Origin of the sequence: Flavobacterium sp., from assembly GCF_028689845.1 — a bacterium.
Lineage (GTDB): Bacteria > Bacteroidota > Bacteroidia > Flavobacteriales > Flavobacteriaceae > Flavobacterium.
Genome location: NZ_JAQVCH010000001.1, coordinates 22,251 through 41,207, shown reverse-complemented (window position 1 = coordinate 41,207; position 18,957 = coordinate 22,251). Strand labels below are relative to the sequence as shown.

16 protein-coding genes are annotated in these 18,957 nt (G+C 34.0%); 7 read left to right on the top strand and 9 right to left on the bottom strand.

What is annotated here, in order from left to right; genetic code table 11:
* Positions 1-29: 29 nt before the first annotated feature.
* Positions 30-710, bottom strand: a complete 681-nt coding sequence (locus PHR76_RS00165) for a double zinc ribbon domain-containing protein (RefSeq protein ID WP_300056988.1) — start codon at positions 708-710, stop codon at positions 30-32.
* A gap of 113 nt (positions 711-823) precedes the next feature.
* Between PHR76_RS00165 and PHR76_RS00160 the strand changes: the two genes are divergently transcribed.
* Positions 824-2,365 carry a glycine--tRNA ligase gene (locus tag PHR76_RS00160; RefSeq protein ID WP_300056985.1) on the top strand — a complete coding sequence of 514 codons (1,542 nt, stop codon included), beginning with the start codon at positions 824-826 and terminating at the stop codon, positions 2,363-2,365.
* 57 nt (positions 2,366-2,422) lie between these two features.
* Here PHR76_RS00160 and PHR76_RS00155 read toward each other — a convergent pair whose 3' ends face one another.
* Positions 2,423-2,950, bottom strand: coding sequence for a DUF3575 domain-containing protein (locus PHR76_RS00155; protein ID WP_300056983.1), 528 nt, complete (start codon positions 2,948-2,950; stop codon positions 2,423-2,425).
* A gap of 354 nt (positions 2,951-3,304) precedes the next feature.
* Here PHR76_RS00155 and PHR76_RS00150 point away from each other — a divergent pair, with 354 nt between their 5' ends.
* The 4 genes from PHR76_RS00150 to PHR76_RS00135 all read left to right on the top strand — a co-directional run bounded on the left by PHR76_RS00150 (position 3,305) and on the right by PHR76_RS00135 (position 7,956).
* Positions 3,305-4,417: a response regulator transcription factor gene (locus PHR76_RS00150; protein ID WP_300056981.1), complete on the top strand. Its 1,113-nt coding sequence runs from the start codon at positions 3,305-3,307 to the stop codon at positions 4,415-4,417.
* Positions 4,418-4,636: 219 nt separating this feature from the next.
* Positions 4,637-5,155 carry a hypothetical protein gene (locus PHR76_RS00145; RefSeq protein WP_300056979.1) on the top strand — a complete coding sequence of 173 codons (519 nt, stop codon included), beginning with the start codon at positions 4,637-4,639 and terminating at the stop codon, positions 5,153-5,155.
* A 90-nt stretch (positions 5,156-5,245) separates the two neighbouring features.
* Entirely contained in the window at positions 5,246-7,273 is a 2,028-nt protein-coding gene (locus tag PHR76_RS00140) for a tetratricopeptide repeat-containing sensor histidine kinase (RefSeq protein WP_300056977.1), read from the top strand.
* Positions 7,274-7,290: 17 nt separating this feature from the next.
* Complete coding sequence (locus PHR76_RS00135) at positions 7,291-7,956, top strand: response regulator (protein WP_300056975.1); 666 nt, start codon at positions 7,291-7,293, stop codon at positions 7,954-7,956.
* Positions 7,957-8,507: 551 nt separating this feature from the next.
* Here the strand turns inward: PHR76_RS00135 and thiL are convergent.
* Positions 8,508-9,554 (bottom strand): thiamine-phosphate kinase, encoded by a 1,047-nt coding sequence (thiL, locus tag PHR76_RS00130; RefSeq protein ID WP_300056973.1) that lies wholly within the window; start codon positions 9,552-9,554, stop codon positions 8,508-8,510.
* Positions 9,555-9,866: 312 nt separating this feature from the next.
* Positions 9,867-11,663 (bottom strand): translation elongation factor 4, encoded by a 1,797-nt coding sequence (gene lepA, locus PHR76_RS00125; protein WP_300056971.1) that lies wholly within the window; start codon positions 11,661-11,663, stop codon positions 9,867-9,869.
* 250 nt (positions 11,664-11,913) lie between these two features.
* Between lepA and dusB the strand changes: the two genes are divergently transcribed.
* Positions 11,914-12,906 (top strand): tRNA dihydrouridine synthase DusB, encoded by a 993-nt coding sequence (gene dusB / locus PHR76_RS00120; protein WP_300056968.1) that lies wholly within the window; start codon positions 11,914-11,916, stop codon positions 12,904-12,906.
* 78 nt (positions 12,907-12,984) lie between these two features.
* On the opposite strand, the gene PHR76_RS00115 is transcribed toward dusB, so the two are convergent.
* The 5 genes from PHR76_RS00115 to rbfA form a co-directional block, all read right to left on the bottom strand.
* On the bottom strand, positions 12,985-14,754 hold the full coding sequence (locus PHR76_RS00115; protein ID WP_300056966.1) for a T9SS type A sorting domain-containing protein: 1,770 nt from the start codon (positions 14,752-14,754) through the stop codon (positions 12,985-12,987).
* 57 nt (positions 14,755-14,811) lie between these two features.
* Entirely contained in the window at positions 14,812-15,339 is a 528-nt protein-coding gene (locus tag PHR76_RS00110; RefSeq protein WP_300056963.1) for a hypothetical protein, read from the bottom strand.
* A gap of 12 nt (positions 15,340-15,351) precedes the next feature.
* Positions 15,352-15,726: a hypothetical protein gene (locus PHR76_RS00105; RefSeq protein WP_300056960.1), complete on the bottom strand. Its 375-nt coding sequence runs from the start codon at positions 15,724-15,726 to the stop codon at positions 15,352-15,354.
* A gap of 291 nt (positions 15,727-16,017) precedes the next feature.
* Complete coding sequence (locus tag PHR76_RS00100) at positions 16,018-17,217, bottom strand: FtsX-like permease family protein (protein ID WP_300056957.1); 1,200 nt, start codon at positions 17,215-17,217, stop codon at positions 16,018-16,020.
* A gap of 1 nt (position 17,218) precedes the next feature.
* Positions 17,219-17,611, bottom strand: coding sequence for a 30S ribosome-binding factor RbfA (rbfA, locus tag PHR76_RS00095; protein ID WP_300056954.1), 393 nt, complete (start codon positions 17,609-17,611; stop codon positions 17,219-17,221).
* Positions 17,612-17,752: 141 nt separating this feature from the next.
* On the opposite strand from rbfA, the gene PHR76_RS00090 reads away from it, so the two are divergent.
* Positions 17,753-18,898, top strand: coding sequence for a cystathionine gamma-synthase (locus tag PHR76_RS00090; protein WP_300056951.1), 1,146 nt, complete (start codon positions 17,753-17,755; stop codon positions 18,896-18,898).
* The last annotated feature ends 59 nt before the right edge of the window (positions 18,899-18,957 follow it).

Below are 18,957 nucleotides of genomic sequence, written 5' to 3'. Positions count from 1 at the left end.
AAAATCTTTTAGGATTTTGTTTATGTTAATCAATGCGTGTAAGCCATACAGACAATACTTAATTTTGCTCCAGGAATTTTTAAGAGTGCTTTGCCACATTTTTCTAAAGTAGCTCCTGTTGTCATTACATCGTCAATCAGTAAAAAGTGTTTGTGATGGTCTTCTGCTGTAAATTCCACATCAAAAATCGTTTTAGAGGAATCAATTCTATCTAGAAAACTCTTTTTAGTTTGAGTTACGGCATAACTATCTCGATGTAGAATATTTTCGCATAACGGTACTTCTAATGATTTGGAGAGTGCTTGACCAAATGTAGTTAACTGGTTATAACCGCGTTCTATTTTTCTTTTTCGATGAAGTGGAACTGGAATTATCGCATCAAAATGATGTTGTTCATGAATTGATTTTAAATCAAAAGCATACCATTCTCCTAAAAAATGACCAATTTCTTGTTTGTTTTTGTATTTTAATTGATGGATTAATTCTTGAACCAATCCTTTTTTATGAAAATATAATAATGCAGAAGCATGTTCAAGCGAAAGCCGCCCGTAAAATTTCTGTTTAAGTTCATTTGATGCTGTTTCTACATGGTTTGTTAAGGGCAATTCATGTCGACAACTAGCACAAATTGTATTCTCATTTGCTAGCAAGACGTCGCGGCAAGCCATACAAACCTTTGGAAACAATAAATTAAGTAAATCTTTCAGCATAATTGAGCGGTTTATTAAAGTAAAGAACGCAACTAGGCTTTAAAATTACATTTTTTTTAAAACTTTCATAACATGCTCGCTTATCTCTTCACTTTTTATATTTTTGCATCATTATGGCAAAACAAGAAGATTTATTTAAAAACGTAATTTCACACGCAAAAGAGTACGGATTTATTTTTCAATCCAGTGAAATTTACGACGGATTGAGTGCAGTTTATGACTATGCTCAAAACGGGGTGGAACTAAAGAAAAACATTAGAGAATATTGGTGGAAATCGATGGTGCAAATGCACGAAAATATTGTGGGAATTGACTCCGCTATTTTTATGCATCCAACTACATGGAAGGCGTCTGGTCACGTTGATGCGTTTAACGACCCGTTAATTGACAACAAAGATTCGAAACGAAGATATCGAGCAGACGTTTTAATTGAGGATTATGCCGAAAAATTAAATCAAAAAGCTCAAAAAGAAATTGATAAAGCGAGAGAACGTTTTGGCGATTCTTTTGACGAAGGACAATATGTTACAACCAATGCTCGTGTGATGGAATATAAAGCCAAACAACGCGAAATTTTGGAGCGAATGGCTCGTTCGTTAGGGAATGAAGATTTGGCCGATGTAAAAGCATTAATTGAAGAATTAGAAATTGCTTGTCCGGAATCAGGCTCCAGAAATTGGACAGAAGTCCGCCAGTTTAACTTAATGTTTGGCACAAAATTAGGAGCTTCAGCCGATTCTGCTATGGATTTATACCTCAGACCAGAAACAGCACAAGGTATTTTTGTCAATTTTTTGAATGTACAAAAATCAGGACGAATGAAAATTCCGTTTGGAATTGCCCAAACAGGAAAAGCTTTCCGTAATGAAATTGTGGCTCGCCAATTTATTTTTAGAATGCGAGAATTTGAACAAATGGAAATGCAGTTTTTTGTAAAACCAGGCGAAGAGATGAAATGGTATGAATACTGGAAAGAAACTCGTTTAAACTGGCATTTGTCCCTTGGTTTAGGCGAAAAAAATTATCGTTTTCATGACCATGAAAAATTAGCTCATTATGCCAATGCAGCAGCCGATATTGAATTTAATTTCCCTTTTGGATTTAAAGAATTAGAAGGAATTCATTCGCGAACCGATTTTGATTTAAAAGCACATGAACAGTTTTCCGGAAAAAAACTGCAATATTTTGATACAGAAGAAAATAAAAATTATGTTCCTTATGTGGTAGAAACATCCGTTGGATTAGATCGTATGTTTTTGGCAGTTTTCTCTAATTCATTAAAAGAAGAAACCTTAGAAGATGGTTCAACACGAACGGTATTGCGTTTGCCCTCTGTTTTGGCTCCAACAAAAGCAGCTATTTTGCCTTTGGTCAAAAAGGACGGTTTACCAGACATTGCCAAAAAAATCATGGAAGAATTAAAATGGGATTTTAATGTGGCTTACGATGAGAAAGATGCCGTAGGAAGACGTTATCGAAGACAAGATGCCTTAGGAACGCCTTTTTGCATTACGGTAGATCATCAAACTGCAGAAGATAAAACCGTTACGATTCGCCATCGAGATTCGATGAAACAAGATAGAGTTGCTATTTCTGCTTTACGCGAAATTATACAAAACGAAGTTTCCATGCGAAACTGGCTGATGAAAATGTAATAAAAACAAAAATCCCAATCTTAAAAATTGGGATTTTTTGTTTTAAAACAATAGCTTTTAAAACCGATATCCAACTGTAATTCCACCTCGACCGATAAACTCGTAATCGCGGTTTTCATTGTACTCGCTAAATAAATTTCGTCCAACTCCAGCGTTAATTTCAAAAATCACTCCTCGATTCGTAATCCATTTTCCGCCAAGCCCTAAACCAAAAGCAAAATCGGTGATGGTTTCATTTTTATCTTCAAAATTACTGTTGTAATCATAAATATAATCATCTACTTGATTCAGCATCCCAAAACCTTCAACAAAAAAGCCTGCAGCAGGTTTTTTCCCAAAATAGAACCTATAATAAGGGGTTACCGAAAAATTAATATCTGAATCGTTCGTAAACGGAACGTGTAAAGAAATTCCAAACCCCGATTCTTCATTAATTAAACGTTCATAAGTTGCTTCAAAAGTGCCTAATACTAAAAATAAGGCGTTTCCTTTGATTTCGTTTCTTTTAAAACTTGATTTTCCCTCTTCTTGTGCAAATAAATTTAAACTCAAAAGACAAAGTAGTAGTAAGAATAATTTTTTCATAAGATTATTTTTTTGCGAAAATAACAATTAGTAAACCAACTTTTATAAAGTGTTTTCAATTTTAACAATTGCTGATTTTAGATTCAAATTTAAAGGGATTAAGTTTTTTATCGGTGTATTTTGCAACTTGTCGAAAAGCAAGAAAATTTACATTTCCAAGTGTGTTTTTAACTTATGTTTGTTAATAATTATAATAATTAGTCCCTGTTTTATTAAATTATTATAATTAAAATTGTTAAAGTTTAAAATATCCCCAAATTTTAATCTAATAACCTACAAATCAGCTTAATATAGAAACTAAAACAAAAGGTTGTTGGTGCACCCTACGTTTTAATTAACAGATTTGATAGGTTTATGAATTATTCATATCTCATTCTTGATGATGATACTAAAAGTATTTTGAAAATACAGTCCGTTATGGAAGGTTTTTCAAATTTTACACTTTTAGGCTCAGCTACACAGTATGATGATGCTTTGAATCTTGTGTTAGAACACCAACCCGATTTTATTTTTCTAGAAATTAATCCAATTTCGTCTGCTTCTGGTCTTTCTTTATTGTTTATCAACGAATTACATCGGTATTTAAAAAAAATACCACAAGTGATTGCAATTTCCCACGATGCTTCAAAGGCATTCGATGCGTTAAAATTTGATGTTTTGGACTTTCTACTTAAACCGTTTGCGGTTAGTGAGGTACGAAAAGCAGTATTACGATTTGAAAAAACAAACGATATTCCTGTTATTCGATTAAATCCGAAACCTAGAATATTACAAGAAACACCATCGAATATTTTGGAAGAAAAAGAGAATCTTCCGGAAGAGCGTTCAAACTCATCTCTTTCATTACACACCTTACCGATTCAAACTCAGCCAAATCAAGAAGAATGGCTAGTTCAGTTGAAAAATGAAATTTCGGGGTTAAAAGAGGCAATTTTAGAATTAGGGAGTGCTAAAAAAGAAACATTAAATACTGAAATTATTGTAAAGCAACTTTCTGAAGTGCTTTTAGAACAATTGCCAAAAGAATCTAAGACGATGGAACTAGAACCTATTTTAGCTGAAATTAAGTCGCTATCAGAGCTTTCGATTCGTGCTATTGTTCCAAAAGAAGAAGTAGAACGCAATTTAATTTGTATTAAATCCTACGGCGATTATCGATTTTTAGAATTGGATGAAATTGCTTTTTTAAAAGCAGACAATAACTCAACGGATATCACTATGAAAAATGGAGAAGTGATTATTGCTTTTAAAACATTAAAATATTTTGAAGAAAATTTACCTGAAAACTTCTTTCGGATTCATAACAGCTATATCGTTAATAAAAACTTTGTTTCCAGAGTTCACACTGGAAATACGGTTTGCTACATTAAAAACTCGAAAACCCAACTTCCGTTTTCTAAGGGCTACAAAGAGAAGGTAGAGCAACTTATTGTCCAACTAGCGGGCACTAATTTTAAAGATATTTAAAAGAAGGTATTCCACCAAGATTTTATTGCATTCTACAACCGAAAGGATGACATCTACCATTCATCCCTTTATTTTATTGGTGTAATAAGAGATGCGATATATTTTTACACCGTGAATGAGAAATGTCCACGTTTGGCAACCATCTCTCAGCTCATGAAATTGCCACACTATTTAAGATTGCACCAAAAAATTAAAACAAAAACTAAAAACTATTATAATATGAAGACATTATTCGCATTTTTAGGTTTATTTATGTTCGCTTCTGTAACATCGACAGATTTTACTAATAAGAACATTGCTAATGACGAACCACAATTAATGGAAACTGGAGAGTATTCAACTAGCCCATCTAAGAAAAGAGATTTAGTGATGGCTACAGAAACAGGAGAATATTCAACTAGCCCATCAAAGAAAAGAGACCTTTTAATTACAAATGAGGCAACAAGCGAAACTGGAGAGTATTCAACTAGTCCATCAAAAAAGAGAGATTTAGTGATGGCTACAGAAACTGGAGAGTATTCAACTAGTCCATCTAAGAAGAGAGATTTAGTGATGGCTACAGAAACAGGAGAATATTCAACTAGTCCATCAAAAAAGAGAGATTTATTATTCTCTGCTGACTCTACAAATGATACTGGAGAGTATTCAACTAGTCCTTCTAAGAAAAGAGATTTAGTAATGGTTACAGAAACAGGAGAATATTCAACTAGTCCATCAAAAAAGAGAGATTTAGTGTAATTCACAAATTCAAACAAAAATATATTTAAGACTACTTTTAAAAGTAGTCTTTTTTTTTATTTATATTTGACTAGTCTTAACCTAGAAAAATTGAAAAAGAAAACCTTCTTATTAGCATTTGCATTCGTTTTTTTGACCTTTTGTTCAGATAATAAGAACAATCTATCAGACAAAGAAAATAAGCAAGATTCTCTTTCTCTCTTTTTGGACAATGCCTTTGACGATAACCTTAATTTTAGTGAACGTTATAAAAATAATACAAAAGCACTTTCTATTGTTGAAGCACTTCCTAATGATTCTACTAATCGGAAAAATTACCTCAGAGTAGCTATCCGCTATTTTAATCTAAATAAATTTGAAGATTTTAGAAAAACCTCTGAAAAAATTAAGCTTTTAGCTCAACAAGTAGACGACACACTCAACTTGGCAAGATCTTACTCTTTTTTGGGAGATTACTATAAAAAAGTAGTCAAAAGTGATAGTGCTTATTTGTATTATAACCAAGCAGAAAAAGAATACCTAAAGCTTAAAGACAACTTGAATATAGGGGAAATGTACCTCAATAAAGCAGAAATTCAATTTAATAATCGGGATTTTCGAGGAGCTGAAAATTCCGCCTATATTGCGATGAAGTTTTTGCGTTTGGGTAAAGACAGTTATTTAGAATATCAGGCCCTTAGTTTAATTGGGATGTCTTTAACGGAGTTAGGTGATTATGATAATGCTATTGATTTTCATAGAAAAGCCCTTGCGATTGTTGAAAAAAATGAAATCCCCAAATTTCTACAACGCAAAGCGAGCACCCTCAACAACATAGGTTTAATTTATAAAAATAAAAATGAGTTTGAGGATGCTTTTATCAACTTTAATCTTGCTTATAAAGAACCTAATTTAAAAAAGGATGATACTGCTTTATACGCGATGGTTTTGGATAATTTATCTCATGCTAAATTAAAGGTTAATGATTTTTCTGACCTGCCTAATTCATTTTACCAAGCCTTAAAAATCAGAGATAGTTTAAACGTAGTAACTGGGATAATCGTTAGTAAAATTCACCTTTCCGAATATTACAATGATATGAAACAAAAAGACAGTGCTTTAAGCTATGCGGTAGAGGCTCACAATCTTGCACTTCAGTCAAACAGTATTGGGCATCAATTGTTGACATTGAAGCAGCTAGGTAATGTAGAAACAGAAAAAAGCAATTACTATTCTAAACAATACGTGAGTTTGAGCGATACTTTAATTCAAACAGAACGAAAAGTAAGCGAGAAATTTGCCAGAATTGAATTTGAAACTGATGAAATTAAAAGACAAAAGGAGCAATTAACTATTCAGAATAGAAATATTATTCTTTTCACTTTATTAGCCTTTTTTATTGTGGTGTTATTATATATAATTCGTGATCAGAAAAATAGAAATGCCCGTTTTAAGCTTCGTGAAGCCCAACAGAGAGCTAATGAGGAAATTTATGCCTTGATGTTGAGTCAGCAAAAACAATTAGATGATGTTATTCAAAAAGAAAAACAACGTATCGGACAAGAGCTTCATGATGGCGTGTTAGGGCGTTTATTTGGAGCTCGTCTAAACCTTGATAGCTTAAACAAAAAAAGTGATGAACAAGCAATTGATGGAAGAAATCACTATATTTCAGAATTGAAAAATATTGAACAAGATATTCGAGAAATTTCACATGAATTGAGTAGAGAAAAGTTTGCTTTAATTAATAACTTTGTAGCCATTTTAACAAATTTATTGGAAGAGCAGAAAGTTTTGTCTGAAGATAGATTATTACTATATAAAATAGATTCTTCTTTTAATTGGGACAAAATTAATAATGATGTTAAAATTAATGTGTACCGAATTATTCAAGAATCATTACAGAATATTAATAAATACGCCTTTGCTAAAAATGTTTCAGTCAATTTAATTAAAGATGCTGAAAATATTCATTTAACCATACTTGATGATGGTGTTGGATTTGATGTTGATAAAAAAAGTAAAGGAATTGGTTTGCAAAATATAGAATCTCGTGTAACTTCGTGTCAGGGAACATTTGAAATAAAATCAAAAAAAGGAAAAGGAACAAGTATAACCATCGATATACCTATTGAATAATAATCTACTACCACATTATGTCTAAAAACTACCAAATTATTATTGTTGACGACCATCCGTTTATTATAGAAGCTTACAAAAATGCTTTAAAAAGCTATAGTGCCAATAATTTTGAATATACCACCACGCAAGCAAACAATTGTAAGTCGGCTTATGAAACAATTATGTCGGCTGAACAGCCTTTTGACATCGCTTTTCTAGACATTAGTATGCCGCCTTATGAGGAAAAAAATATCATGTCTGGTGAGGATTTGGCAAAATTACTTCGAAAAGAAATGCCAAAATGTAAAATTATTTTATTGACGATGCATACAGAGTTAATCAAAATTAATTCTATAATCAAAGAAATTAATCCGAACGGACTTATCATTAAAAACGATTTGACGTTTGATGAATTGCTATTGGCTTTTAATAAAATTTTAAATGATGACAATTATTATAGTCAAACAGTGGTTAAATTTGTTAGTCAATCCCAATATGAAAATCTTCAAGTAGATGATTTTGACAAACAAATTTTGTTTCATTTGTCAAAAGGAGTAAAAACAAAAGATTTGCCAACTTATGTTCCGCTGTCGTTAAGTGCAATTGAAAAAAGAAAATTGAATTTAAAAGAAATTTTAAACGTAAAAGCCAGTAGTGATATTGAGCTAATTAGCGAAGCAAAAAACAAAGGGTTGATTTAGTCAATCCTTTTTTTATTTTTGACCGTAATCAAATTGGAGTAAAACCGCAGCTAAATTTGTGGTTAACCGTAAGCAAAGTATTGAAAATCAGTTTATTTTTACATCGAGTTAGTTAAATACCTTTTTTGTTTTTCGGAAAATGAGTAAACCGATTTAAGCACTGTCTTTTGTAGTCCCAAGACATTTTTATTGGTCGCTCCAAGAAATCTTCAAGCAATAGTTCAAAAGCTATTGCTTTTTTTGTGGATTTATTGAATATGAATTTACGGGAAACCGCAATCAAAAAAGCGTAAAACCGTAATGCTTTCTGTGTAAAACCGTATTTGATGAAACTATAAGTCGATATATCTTTACAGTATCAATAAACAAGTAATCATTTATTATTAAAATATTGACCCGAGAACGATATTAGTCGAATAGAACATGAAATACCACCCTTTTGCCCCAACGAAAGAACTATTTAAAAGTCGACTAAAAAATTAAAAAAAGAAGGTTTTAAAAAAAGCGATACACCCCAATGTATCGCTTTTTTTATGATATAAGTATAATTTTTATTCGCTTAAAGCATTCCAACCTCTTGCCTTTAATTCAATCTTTTGATTTGCTCGCGTAATTAAATGCATGCCTTCCGCTTCTTGATTAATATGTCCGATAACGGTAAGATTTGGATTGGCTTTGATTTTATCAAAATCTTCTAAAGCAATTGTAAAGAGCAATTCATAATCTTCACCACCATTGATGGCTACGGTTGTGCTGTCGATGTTGAATTCCTCACAAACTGATATTAATTGTGGGTCTAACGGCAGTTTTTCTTCATATATAGAACAACCTTTGTTTGATTGTTTGCAAATATGCATAATTTCAGAAGATAAGCCATCCGAAATATCAATCATGGAAGTTGGTTTAACCTCTAGTTTTTCTAACAACTCCCGAATATCTGTTCGAGCTTCTGGTTTTAATTGTCTTTCTATTAAATACGTATAAGGCTCTAAATCGGGTTGGTTTTTTGGATTAACCTGAAACACTTGTTTTTCGCGTTCTAATACTTGTAAACCCATATACGCAGCACCAATATCTCCAGTAACAACTATCAAATCATTTTCTTGAGCTCCAGTTCTATAAACAAGTTCGTCCGTTTGAGCTTCGCCCAATGCCGTAATCGAAATGATTAGTCCTTTTTGTGAAGAAGTAGTGTCGCCACCAATTACTTCTACTTGATAAACTTCAGAAGCAATTGCAATGCCATCAAATAATTCCTCTAAAGCTTCTAGTGGAAACCGACTAGAAACAGCCACAGAGACGGTTATTTGCGTTGGTTTGGCATTCATGGCACATATATCGGATAGGTTCGCCACAACAGCTTTATAACCTAAGTGTTTGAGTGGCATATAGGCCAAATCAAAATGGACGCCTTCAATCAATAAATCGGTTGATACTACTGTTTTTTTGGTGCCAAAATCTACTACTGCTCCATCATCGCCAATTCCCATAAGGGTTGACGAATTTTTGACTGTAAATTTCGTGATTAAATGGTCTATTAAACCAAATTCTCCCAATTGAGCGATGGAGGTGCGGGGCGATGATTTGTCTTCTAACATGCGTTTATTTTTTCGAACCACAAAGGTACGAAGGTTTTGAAAGAAATTGAATTTAATAGCATTAACTCTTTTTGGATGTAATTAATTGTGTTCAAAACGATATAATCGCTAGAACATCAAATTTTTTTTAAATTTTTCCCACAGTTTTTTCCATGGGATGATTTGAGAGTAAGATGATAGCTGTATTTTTTATAGTTTCCACGGTTAAAACCGTGGGCAATTTTCAGAAGATATTCTTAAAAAAACATTCAAAAAAAACCCAACAACTTTCGTCATTGGGTTCTCATGTATTTTTCCTCAGTAACTTATTTCCTAATCATTCAACTTCAATACAGCCATAAACGCCTCTTGTGGAATCTCTACGTTTCCAACTTGACGCATTCGTTTTTTTCCTTTTTTCTGCTTTTCCAATAGTTTTCGTTTACGTGAAATATCGCCACCATAACATTTGGCCGTAACATCTTTTCGCAAGGCTTTTATCGTTTCTCTGGCAATAATTTTTGCCCCAATGGCCGCTTGAATCGGAATATCAAACTGTTGTCTCGGAATCAATTCACGTAATTTCTCACACATTTTTTTGCCAATGTTGTACGCATTGTCTTCGTGAATTAAAGCCGATAAAGCATCTACGTTTTGAGCATTTAATAACACATCTAATCGAACTAATTTTGAAGTTCGCATGCCAATTGGCGAATAGTCAAAAGAAGCATATCCTTTAGAAACTGTTTTCAATCGATCATAAAAATCAAATACAATTTCTGCCAAGGGCATATCAAAATTTAATTCCACTCGTTCAGTGGTAAGATACGTTTGATTGGTAATGACACCGCGTTTTTCGATACATAAACCCATTACATTTCCAACAAAATCAGCTTTGGTAATGATAGTGGCTTTAATATAAGGTTCTTCTACTCGGTCAAGCCTAGAAGGTTCTGGCAAATCGGAAGGATTGTTAACCACAAAACCAACTTCTGGCTCTTTTTTGGTATACGCTAAATAGGAAACGTTGGGAACTGTTGTAATCACAGTCATATCATATTCGCGTTCTAATCGTTCTTGAATGATTTCTAAATGCAACATGCCTAAAAATCCACAACGGAAACCAAAACCTAAAGCGGCAGAACTTTCTGGAGCAAATACTAATGAAGCATCGTTTAATTGCAATTTTTCCATTGAAGCACGTAAATCTTCATAATCTTCGGTGTCAACTGGATAAATTCCAGCAAAAACCATCGGTTTTACATCTTCAAAACCAGTAATCATATTGGTTGTTGGCGTTTTGGCATCAGTAATCGTATCGCCTACTTTTACTTCTTTCGCTTCTTTGATACCCGAAATTAAATAACCAACATCGCCAGTCGAAATTACGTTTTTTGGAACTTGATTCAGCTTTAAAGTGCCTACTTCATCTGCATAATATTCATTGCCCGTTGCCATGAATTTAATCTTCTGCCCTTTTTTAATCTCGCCATTCTTTACTCTAAAAATAACTTCAATTCCTCTAAACGGATTGTAGTGAGAGTCAAAAATTAAGGCTTGTAACGGTTCGTCTTTGTTTCCTTTTGGAGGCGGAATTTTTTCAATAATCGCCGCTAAAATATTCTCAACACCAAAGCCAGTTTTACCCGAAGCATGAATAATATCTTCTAATTTACAGCCTAGCAAATCGATAATATCATCACTTACTTCTTCTGGATTAGCACTTGGTAAATCCACTTTATTCAACACTGGAATAATTTCCAAGTCATTTTCTAACGCTAAATATAAATTCGAAATCGTTTGAGCTTGAATGCTTTGAGCCGCATCAATAATCAACAAAGCTCCTTCGCAGGCAGCGATTGACCGAGAGACTTCATACGAAAAATCAACGTGTCCAGGGGTGTCAATCAAGTTTAAAATATATTTCTCACCTTGATATTCATATTCCATCTGGATGGCGTGACTTTTAATCGTAATCCCGCGTTCACGTTCCAAATCCATGCTGTCTAGCAACTGGGCTTTTTCTTCACGAGCGGTTACCGTTTGGGTAGCACCCAATAGTCGGTCGGCCAGCGTACTTTTTCCGTGGTCAATGTGAGCAATAATGCAAAAATTTCGTATGTTCTTCATCTTCGTTTAATTCAATTTTTTTGGTTTACCCTGATTTTTTCGGGGCGTTCCCACAAGGGTCGGGCTGTACGCTCTATCTTTTGTTCCGCAAGCTCCACAAAAGGATGCCGCTCCCATCCCTAACGCAAACACTGCTCAGTACAGAATTGTGTGCAAATATAAAGCAAAGTTTTGATTTTTAGGATTGAAACTTGAAACCTTAAACTTGAAACCAACAAAAATTAGTATTTTTGCAAAAAAATTAATTCAAATGCCAAAAATCGGAAACATCATATTACCTGATTTTCCTTTACTTCTTGCCCCAATGGAAGATGTGAGTGATCCGCCGTTTCGTCGATTATGCAAATTGCACGGAGCCGATTTGATGTATTCAGAATTTATTTCGTCCGAAGGTTTGATTCGTGATGCAATGAAAAGCAAAATGAAACTTGATATTTTTGATTATGAACGTCCCGTTGGCATCCAAATTTTTGGTGGCGATGAAGAAGCAATGGAGATGTCTTCTCGAATTGTGGAAGCGGTACAACCCGATTTAGTCGATATTAACTTTGGTTGTCCAGTTAAAAAAGTAGTGTGTAAAGGAGCAGGAGCAGGCGTTTTAAAAGATGTTGATTTGATGGTTAGACTTACGAAAGCCGTTATCAAAGGAACCAATCTTCCGGTTACCGTAAAAACCCGATTGGGTTGGGATGAAAATTCCATCAATATTGATGAGGTGGCCGAGCGATTGCAAGACATTGGCGTGCAAGCTTTAACCGTTCATGCTCGCACGCGTGCCCAAATGTATAAAGGACATTCCGATTGGTCACACGTTGCCCGCGTAAAAAACAACCAGAGAATTACGATGCCTATTTTTGGAAACGGCGACATTGATTCGCCAGAAAAAGCATTAGAATACCGAGATAAATACGGATTAGATGGCATGATGATTGGTCGTGCAGCCATTGGTTATCCGTGGATTTTTAAAGAAATCAAGCATTATTTCAAAACCGGAGAGCATTTGCCCGAACCAACCATGAAAGACCGCATCGAAGCCGCTAGAAATCACCTCATTTGGTCGATGGAATGGAAAGGCGAACGCGTTGGCATCTTCGAAATGCGTCGTCATTATACCAATTACTTCAAAGGTATTCACGGATTCAAAGAATACAAACAAAAGTTAGTTACTACCGACGGAGCGATGGCTTTATTGGCTATTTTTGATGAGATTTCTGCTGTTTATGCTGATTATCAGGTGGTTTAGAGGTACTTATTATACAGAAATAAATGTGGGGGCAAGAAATTTTTAAATGATTTTTTTGCCCCTTTTTTTTATTTTTTGTCACTCCACCACAATTTTAACCGTTTCAAAAATGCTGTTACCACTTGTTATTTTAGCTAAATAAATTCCTTTTGACCAATTATTTGTAGAAATAGTTTGGTTTGTAAATACTTTTTGTTGGAACATTTTTTTTCCTAAAATATCAAAAACTTCTATTTCAGCTTCGGATTCAATTGGTAAAACAAGAGTAAAACTACCGTTATTAGGATTTGGATAAACAGAAACTGTATTTCTTTTGTTTTCTTGTAATGATAATATATTTGGTTCTAACTTAGAAATAAAAATATTGCTTGGTGCACCAAGATTCGGGTCGCCATAATTTAATAAAGTGGGTTGTATACCATTTTGAGTTGAAATATTCTGAACGCTTTTTGTCATGCCCAATAAAAAAATAGCATCGTCTTTAAACAATACATTATCCACTCGATCTTCACTCCAGCCGCCAAAATAAGTTGCCCAATCACGTTCACCATCTGTTGTGAATTTTAAAAGAAAACCATCACTGCCGCCACTATAAATTTCTTGGTAACTGTTTTCGGTTGTAAAATTTGTAGCAAATTCGGTTTTACCAAAAACGTATAAATAATCATCAAAAGCAGTAATACCTATGTGTTGCATGGCAGAAGGTATAGAGCCAATGGATGGATCATAGTAATATGTTCCCCAAACTTGTTCTCCATAAGTTGTAAATTTTGAGAAAAAAAAAGTTGTCCCATTTGCTTTGGTTGGTAAATAACTATTTGGGGTAGTAATGTTTGTAAGACTACTTGTTATTCCAGCAATATATAAATGGTTTTTATGTATTTTCAGACTCTTTTTAAATAAAAATTCTTTACTTAGTCCACCATAATACGTGCTCCATTCCCTCGTGCCATGATCTGCATGAAATTTCGAAATAAACAAATCTGCGCAACTTGAGGGACTTGGTTGAAAGGCACTATCGCTTGAAAAGTAGGAATTAAGTTCTAGTGGAGGACAGTCATTAGTTTGTCCAAGCACATAAACACCATCATTATCACATTGAATATTATAGGCATGCGATAGGTTAATTCCATAATAAGTAGCCCAAATTCTTTCCCCAGTTGAATTAAACTTAACAATCATTGAGCCATTATTGTGTGTGTTGAATTCTTGAAATACACCTTGTGTTGACATATTAGTGAGTAAAGAATTTTTTATGAGTGCGAAAATCTCACCATTGTTGTTAATCGCAGTACTAGAATAACCTAAGGTTCCTGAGGACTCATCTAAAATGGGAAAATCACTTGTATCATTAGCACCAAAGTATGTACTCCATAACAACATGCCGTTTGTATTAAATTTTGAGATAAATTGATCCGTATATCCATTTAAATTAGGTTGAAATGACTCCAAGGTTGCAATTCCAGTGGAGCTTTTAGTTGTGCCAATAAGTATTATATTGTCTAAATAATCAATAGAGACATTATTTGCTCTATCTTCATTTTCTCCGCCAAAATAGGTTGCCCAAAGTATAGTGCCTAAAGGCGTGAATTTTGCAAGAAAACAATCAGATATTCCTCCAGCAAAAGTTTGTTGATGAGCATTTGATGTGGAGAAAGTAAACTGAGTTGTGTTTTCTGTAATATTAATATTCCCAAAAATAACAATATTACCATTGCTGTCCATGGCACTATCACGAATAACCATGGTGTCATCCCCATAATAGGTTCCTAATGTTCTGATGTAGTTGGGTTGAGCAGTAAGGTATAAAGTAAATAGAAAAGTAATGCTATGTATTATTATTTTCATATTTTCATATTTTAGATATGTCAAGGAAAATAATTTATTTTCCTTGACATAATCAAATTAAAGGTCAATTATAGTAATTGAAGTTGTACCAGTAGAGGAGTCAAATTCATAAAATGCTATTATAAATGAATTTTCATATAAATCCATAGAATCAGATAAGGTAGCACCGCCAATAACACTTCCATTAGCTGCAAGTACCTGAAATTTTATATTTTTAAAATTTTGGGTGTTGGCTAGGCTATTATTTAAGTTTAAACTTGTAATAATTCCAGAAGTGCTTGCACTAGTGTATCTTCTCCATTTCTTAATTGCAGGAACACTTGTTGAGGAGTAAAATGGAAACCGTGAGACAACAGGGTTCTCTATTATATATGTAGTACCAGATGGTACCGGAAGCAAACTTGGTCCCGAAGTAGAAGTGGCTTCATAAACACTTGTATATGATGGATAAGTACCAGTGTTTGGTTTGGTTGTTATTTCACCAATTTCTATATTGTAGCTAGAAAAATTGTATATATAAACCGTTTTTTGGGCAAAAGTTTGTAAACCCCAAAATAAAACGAGGGTAAAAATTAATTTTTTCATTTTTTTTTGGATTTAATTGTTATAGATTGCCGCAGTTTTTTGAGCTAATAAGGCTAAAGCCATTTTTTGAATCTCTGTTTCATTTTGTTTTGCTTTAGAATCAAGTTCTATTTGAGAGATGCCGCTTGCAAGTAAAAATGATTTAGATGCTTCGAGAAAATCTGCATCAATCTTAATTTTATCTGTATTATTCTCTGGTTTATCTTTTGCCGCGTGCTTAGCTTTAATATTTTCAATCAAAGCGTTTTTAAATGTGATGACTTCGGGTGCTTTTGCACTCTCAGGCATAATCACGTTTGTAGTCGAAACTGCTTCCTCGTTAGTGCTACATGCAAAAAGAGCAAGAAAAGCTATAAATAATAAAGGTATATATTTTAGTTTTTTCATGATTTAATAAATTTTAGATTAAAATAAATGTATAAATCTAGTTTTTTTGATTAACGTGGGTAACTCTAGTAAAGCCCCACGAAAACCATCTTTGACCTTATTCTTATTGAAGATTAGAATAAAAGTCGCTAGTCGAGGGTCGAAAAGCGGTATGGCTTGATAGTCAGCATTTTATTATCAAATAAAAGTAAATTTAAATAAAAAAACACACAAAATATTTTTATAAATGTTAAATAATAGTTAAAAAAAGGCTTCTCATTATCATTACTTGGAAGATAATATTATTCCAAATTATTCCAAAAGCGATTTATTCACCCGGCTACTTGCAATGACCGAAGCGATAAAACCTAGCGAAGTGATTGTTCCAATTACAGCTAAGACGTTTATAAAAGAGAATTTTACAGGATAAGGCATGTTGGCATTTATCATGATCAGACCAAATTTTTGTTGCACGAGCGTGATGATAATTCCAAGTAGTAAACCAACCAAACCGCCAAGAATGCATATTAAAAAGCCTTGGTAAAGAAATATTTTTCGCAACTCTTTTAAATTGGCTCCTAAATTAAATAGCGTTTTCAGGTTTGATTTCTTTTCGATAATAATCATGATCAAAGCCCCAATTAACGTAAAAAGTGTCACCGCAATAACCAACGAAAAGATTAAATAAAGAACCAAATTCTCCGTATTGAGCATTTTATAAAGTGATTCGTTTAATTGGGCTCTGTTTTTTATCACCACGGTATCGTTTAGAATCGCTAGAATTGCTTCCGTCAGGGCAGCTTCATCTGCTTTAGGAAGCAGTTTAATTTCAAATCCCGAGATTTGATTGGGTTGATAATCAAGTAGTTCTTGCACGATGGAAAGATTCGCAAAAACATATTTTTGATTCAATTCTTCATTAATAAAATAAAACCCAACAGGAATCAAAACCGAGCGATTAAAAGCTCCGTCTGGTGAATCAATGGTTCCTTTTCCGGGTTTGGGTACAAACGTTTCAAACACATTGACCAAATCAAATAATCCCATGGATAACTTTTGGCTAATGCCATAGCCAACCACCACTTGCTCGGTATCTGCTTCAAGCCATTGCCCTTGAAAAATTGTTTTTTCTACTTGATTAACCTGAGTGTAATTGGCATCAACCCCTTTTATATTGGCTAATTGGTCTTTTCCGTTAAAGGTAAAAAGGGCTCGCTCTTCTATGATTTTAGTAAAAGAGGCCACACCTTCTAAGTCACTGATTTGTTGTGCTTGTTCCGAAGAAAGAAGGATTGTTTTTCCAATTTTGGCTACGGCTTTTAAATCGGGGTCAAAATCATTAGCAAAAGACAAGCTGAAATCACGTAAACCGCTAAAAACAGATAAAACCACAAAAAGGGCCATCGTTCCTACAATAATTCCTACCGAAGCGATGCCAGTAATGATGTTGATAGCCGTGTTTTTACTACCACTAAACAAATAACGTTTGGCTATGTAAAGTGGAAATTTCACGCTATGATTTCTTTCTTCGTTCTAAAAGATTCGGATTTTCAATCGGATTTTCATCGCCAATTAAGGCTTTGTCGATTTTTTCAATATAGTCTAACGAGTCGTCTATGAAAAATACTAAATTCGGCACTTTTCGCAATTGCAATTTGACGCGTTGTGATAAATCGTGCTTGATTAGAGGGGTGTTTGATTTAATAGCAGCCATGATTTCTGCTCCTTTTTCTGTAGGAAAGACACTCAGATAAACTTTTGCCACCGATAAATCGGTAGTTACGGATACTTTTGAAACGGAGATAATTAAATTTGTTATCCCATTTTTACGCACTTCGCCTTGCAAAATATCTACTAAATCATTTTGTAAAACGCTTCCTATTTTTTTTTGTCTATTCGATTCCATCTTGCAAAAATACTGATTTTAATTGTGAAAAATAACTATCTGTAAAGATTCGCAATGCCTTTATGTATTTTAAATAAATCTTATGACACGAATCTTTCTTCACACGCATTCAAGTTCTTATCTTTGCTAAAATTTATAACGATGAAATTTAACACGAAAGTAATTCACGGTGGCCAACACCATGATCCAAGTACAGGAGCAGTAATGCCTCCCGTTTATAATACGTCCACTTTTGCACAAAAAAGCCCAGGCGTTCCCATCAATCATTACGAATACAGCAGGGCTGCAAATCCGACCCGACAAGCCTTAGAAGATGCGTTAGCTAGTATTGAAAATGGGGTTCGAGGGTTAGCTTTTTCTTCAGGTTTGGCTGCAACTGATTCGGTTTTAAAACTCTTAAAGCCTGGTGATGAAGTGATTGCGATGGACGATTTATACGGCGGAACCTACCGAATGTTTTCTAGAATTTATGCCGATTTCGGAATAAAATTTCATTTTGTGGATATGACCGATTTGACAACTTTCAAATCGCTCATCAACGTCAATACCAAATTGGTTTGGGTAGAAACACCAACCAATCCCTTGATGAAATTGGCCGATATTACGGCTATTGCTCAAATTACGAAAGAAAATAAATTGCTTTTTGCGGTTGATAATACTTTTGCGACACCTTATTTGCAAAAACCGTTAGATTTAGGAGCTGATATTGTGATGCATTCTGCTACTAAATATTTAGGAGGACATTCTGATGTTATTGCAGGGGCTTTGATTGTGAAAGATGCTGAACTTGGTGAAAAACTACATTTTGCTCAGTTTGCAACGGGCGGAACCTTAGGGCCACAAGACAGTTATATGGTTTTGAGAGGAATTAAAACATTGCATCTTCGGGTACAACGGCATTGTGAAAACGGAATGAAAGTGGCCGATTTTTTAAGTAATCACCCAGATGTAGATCAAGTTTTTTATCCTGGTTTACCAAACCATCCCAACCATGCTATTGCTAAAAAGCAAATGATTGGTGGTTTTGGCGGAATGGTTTCGTTTACGTTTAAATCGGGTAAAAAAGAAGATTCGGTTTCGTTTTTAGAGAAATTGAAAGTTTTCACTTTGGCAGAATCATTAGGCGGTGTAGAATCATTGGCCAATCATCCAGCCTTAATGACACATGCTTCTATTCCTGCCGATAAACGTAAAGCAGTTGGTATTACAGATGATTTAGTACGGTTGAGTGTTGGTGTAGAAGACATCACCGATTTACTTGCCGATATTGAACAAGCATTTCGATAAAATTAATCCTAAAAAAACCCGTAACGCTAGCGTTACGGGTTTTTTTAGGATTACTTTAA

What these genes read in the sequence shown, in the direction of transcription:
- thiL (WP_300056973.1), bottom strand. Translation starts at nt 9,554, where the DNA reads ATGTTAGAAGACAAATCATCGCCCCGCACCTCCATCGCTCAATTGGGA.
- PHR76_RS00145 (WP_300056979.1), top strand. Translation starts at nt 4,637, where the DNA reads ATGAAGACATTATTCGCATTTTTAGGTTTATTTATGTTCGCTTCTGTA.
- PHR76_RS00165 (WP_300056988.1), bottom strand. Translation starts at nt 710, where the DNA reads ATGCTGAAAGATTTACTTAATTTATTGTTTCCAAAGGTTTGTATGGCT.
- PHR76_RS00135 (WP_300056975.1), top strand. Translation starts at nt 7,291, where the DNA reads ATGTCTAAAAACTACCAAATTATTATTGTTGACGACCATCCGTTTATT.
- PHR76_RS00115 (WP_300056966.1), bottom strand. Translation starts at nt 14,754, where the DNA reads ATGAAAATAATAATACATAGCATTACTTTTCTATTTACTTTATACCTT.
- lepA (WP_300056971.1), bottom strand. Translation starts at nt 11,663, where the DNA reads ATGAAGAACATACGAAATTTTTGCATTATTGCTCACATTGACCACGGA.
- PHR76_RS00105 (WP_300056960.1), bottom strand. Translation starts at nt 15,726, where the DNA reads ATGAAAAAACTAAAATATATACCTTTATTATTTATAGCTTTTCTTGCT.
- rbfA (WP_300056954.1), bottom strand. Translation starts at nt 17,611, where the DNA reads ATGGAATCGAATAGACAAAAAAAAATAGGAAGCGTTTTACAAAATGAT.
- PHR76_RS00090 (WP_300056951.1), top strand. Translation starts at nt 17,753, where the DNA reads ATGAAATTTAACACGAAAGTAATTCACGGTGGCCAACACCATGATCCA.
- PHR76_RS00150 (WP_300056981.1), top strand. Translation starts at nt 3,305, where the DNA reads ATGAATTATTCATATCTCATTCTTGATGATGATACTAAAAGTATTTTG.
- dusB (WP_300056968.1), top strand. Translation starts at nt 11,914, where the DNA reads ATGCCAAAAATCGGAAACATCATATTACCTGATTTTCCTTTACTTCTT.
- PHR76_RS00160 (WP_300056985.1), top strand. Translation starts at nt 824, where the DNA reads ATGGCAAAACAAGAAGATTTATTTAAAAACGTAATTTCACACGCAAAA.
- PHR76_RS00155 (WP_300056983.1), bottom strand. Translation starts at nt 2,950, where the DNA reads ATGAAAAAATTATTCTTACTACTACTTTGTCTTTTGAGTTTAAATTTA.
- PHR76_RS00110 (WP_300056963.1), bottom strand. Translation starts at nt 15,339, where the DNA reads ATGAAAAAATTAATTTTTACCCTCGTTTTATTTTGGGGTTTACAAACT.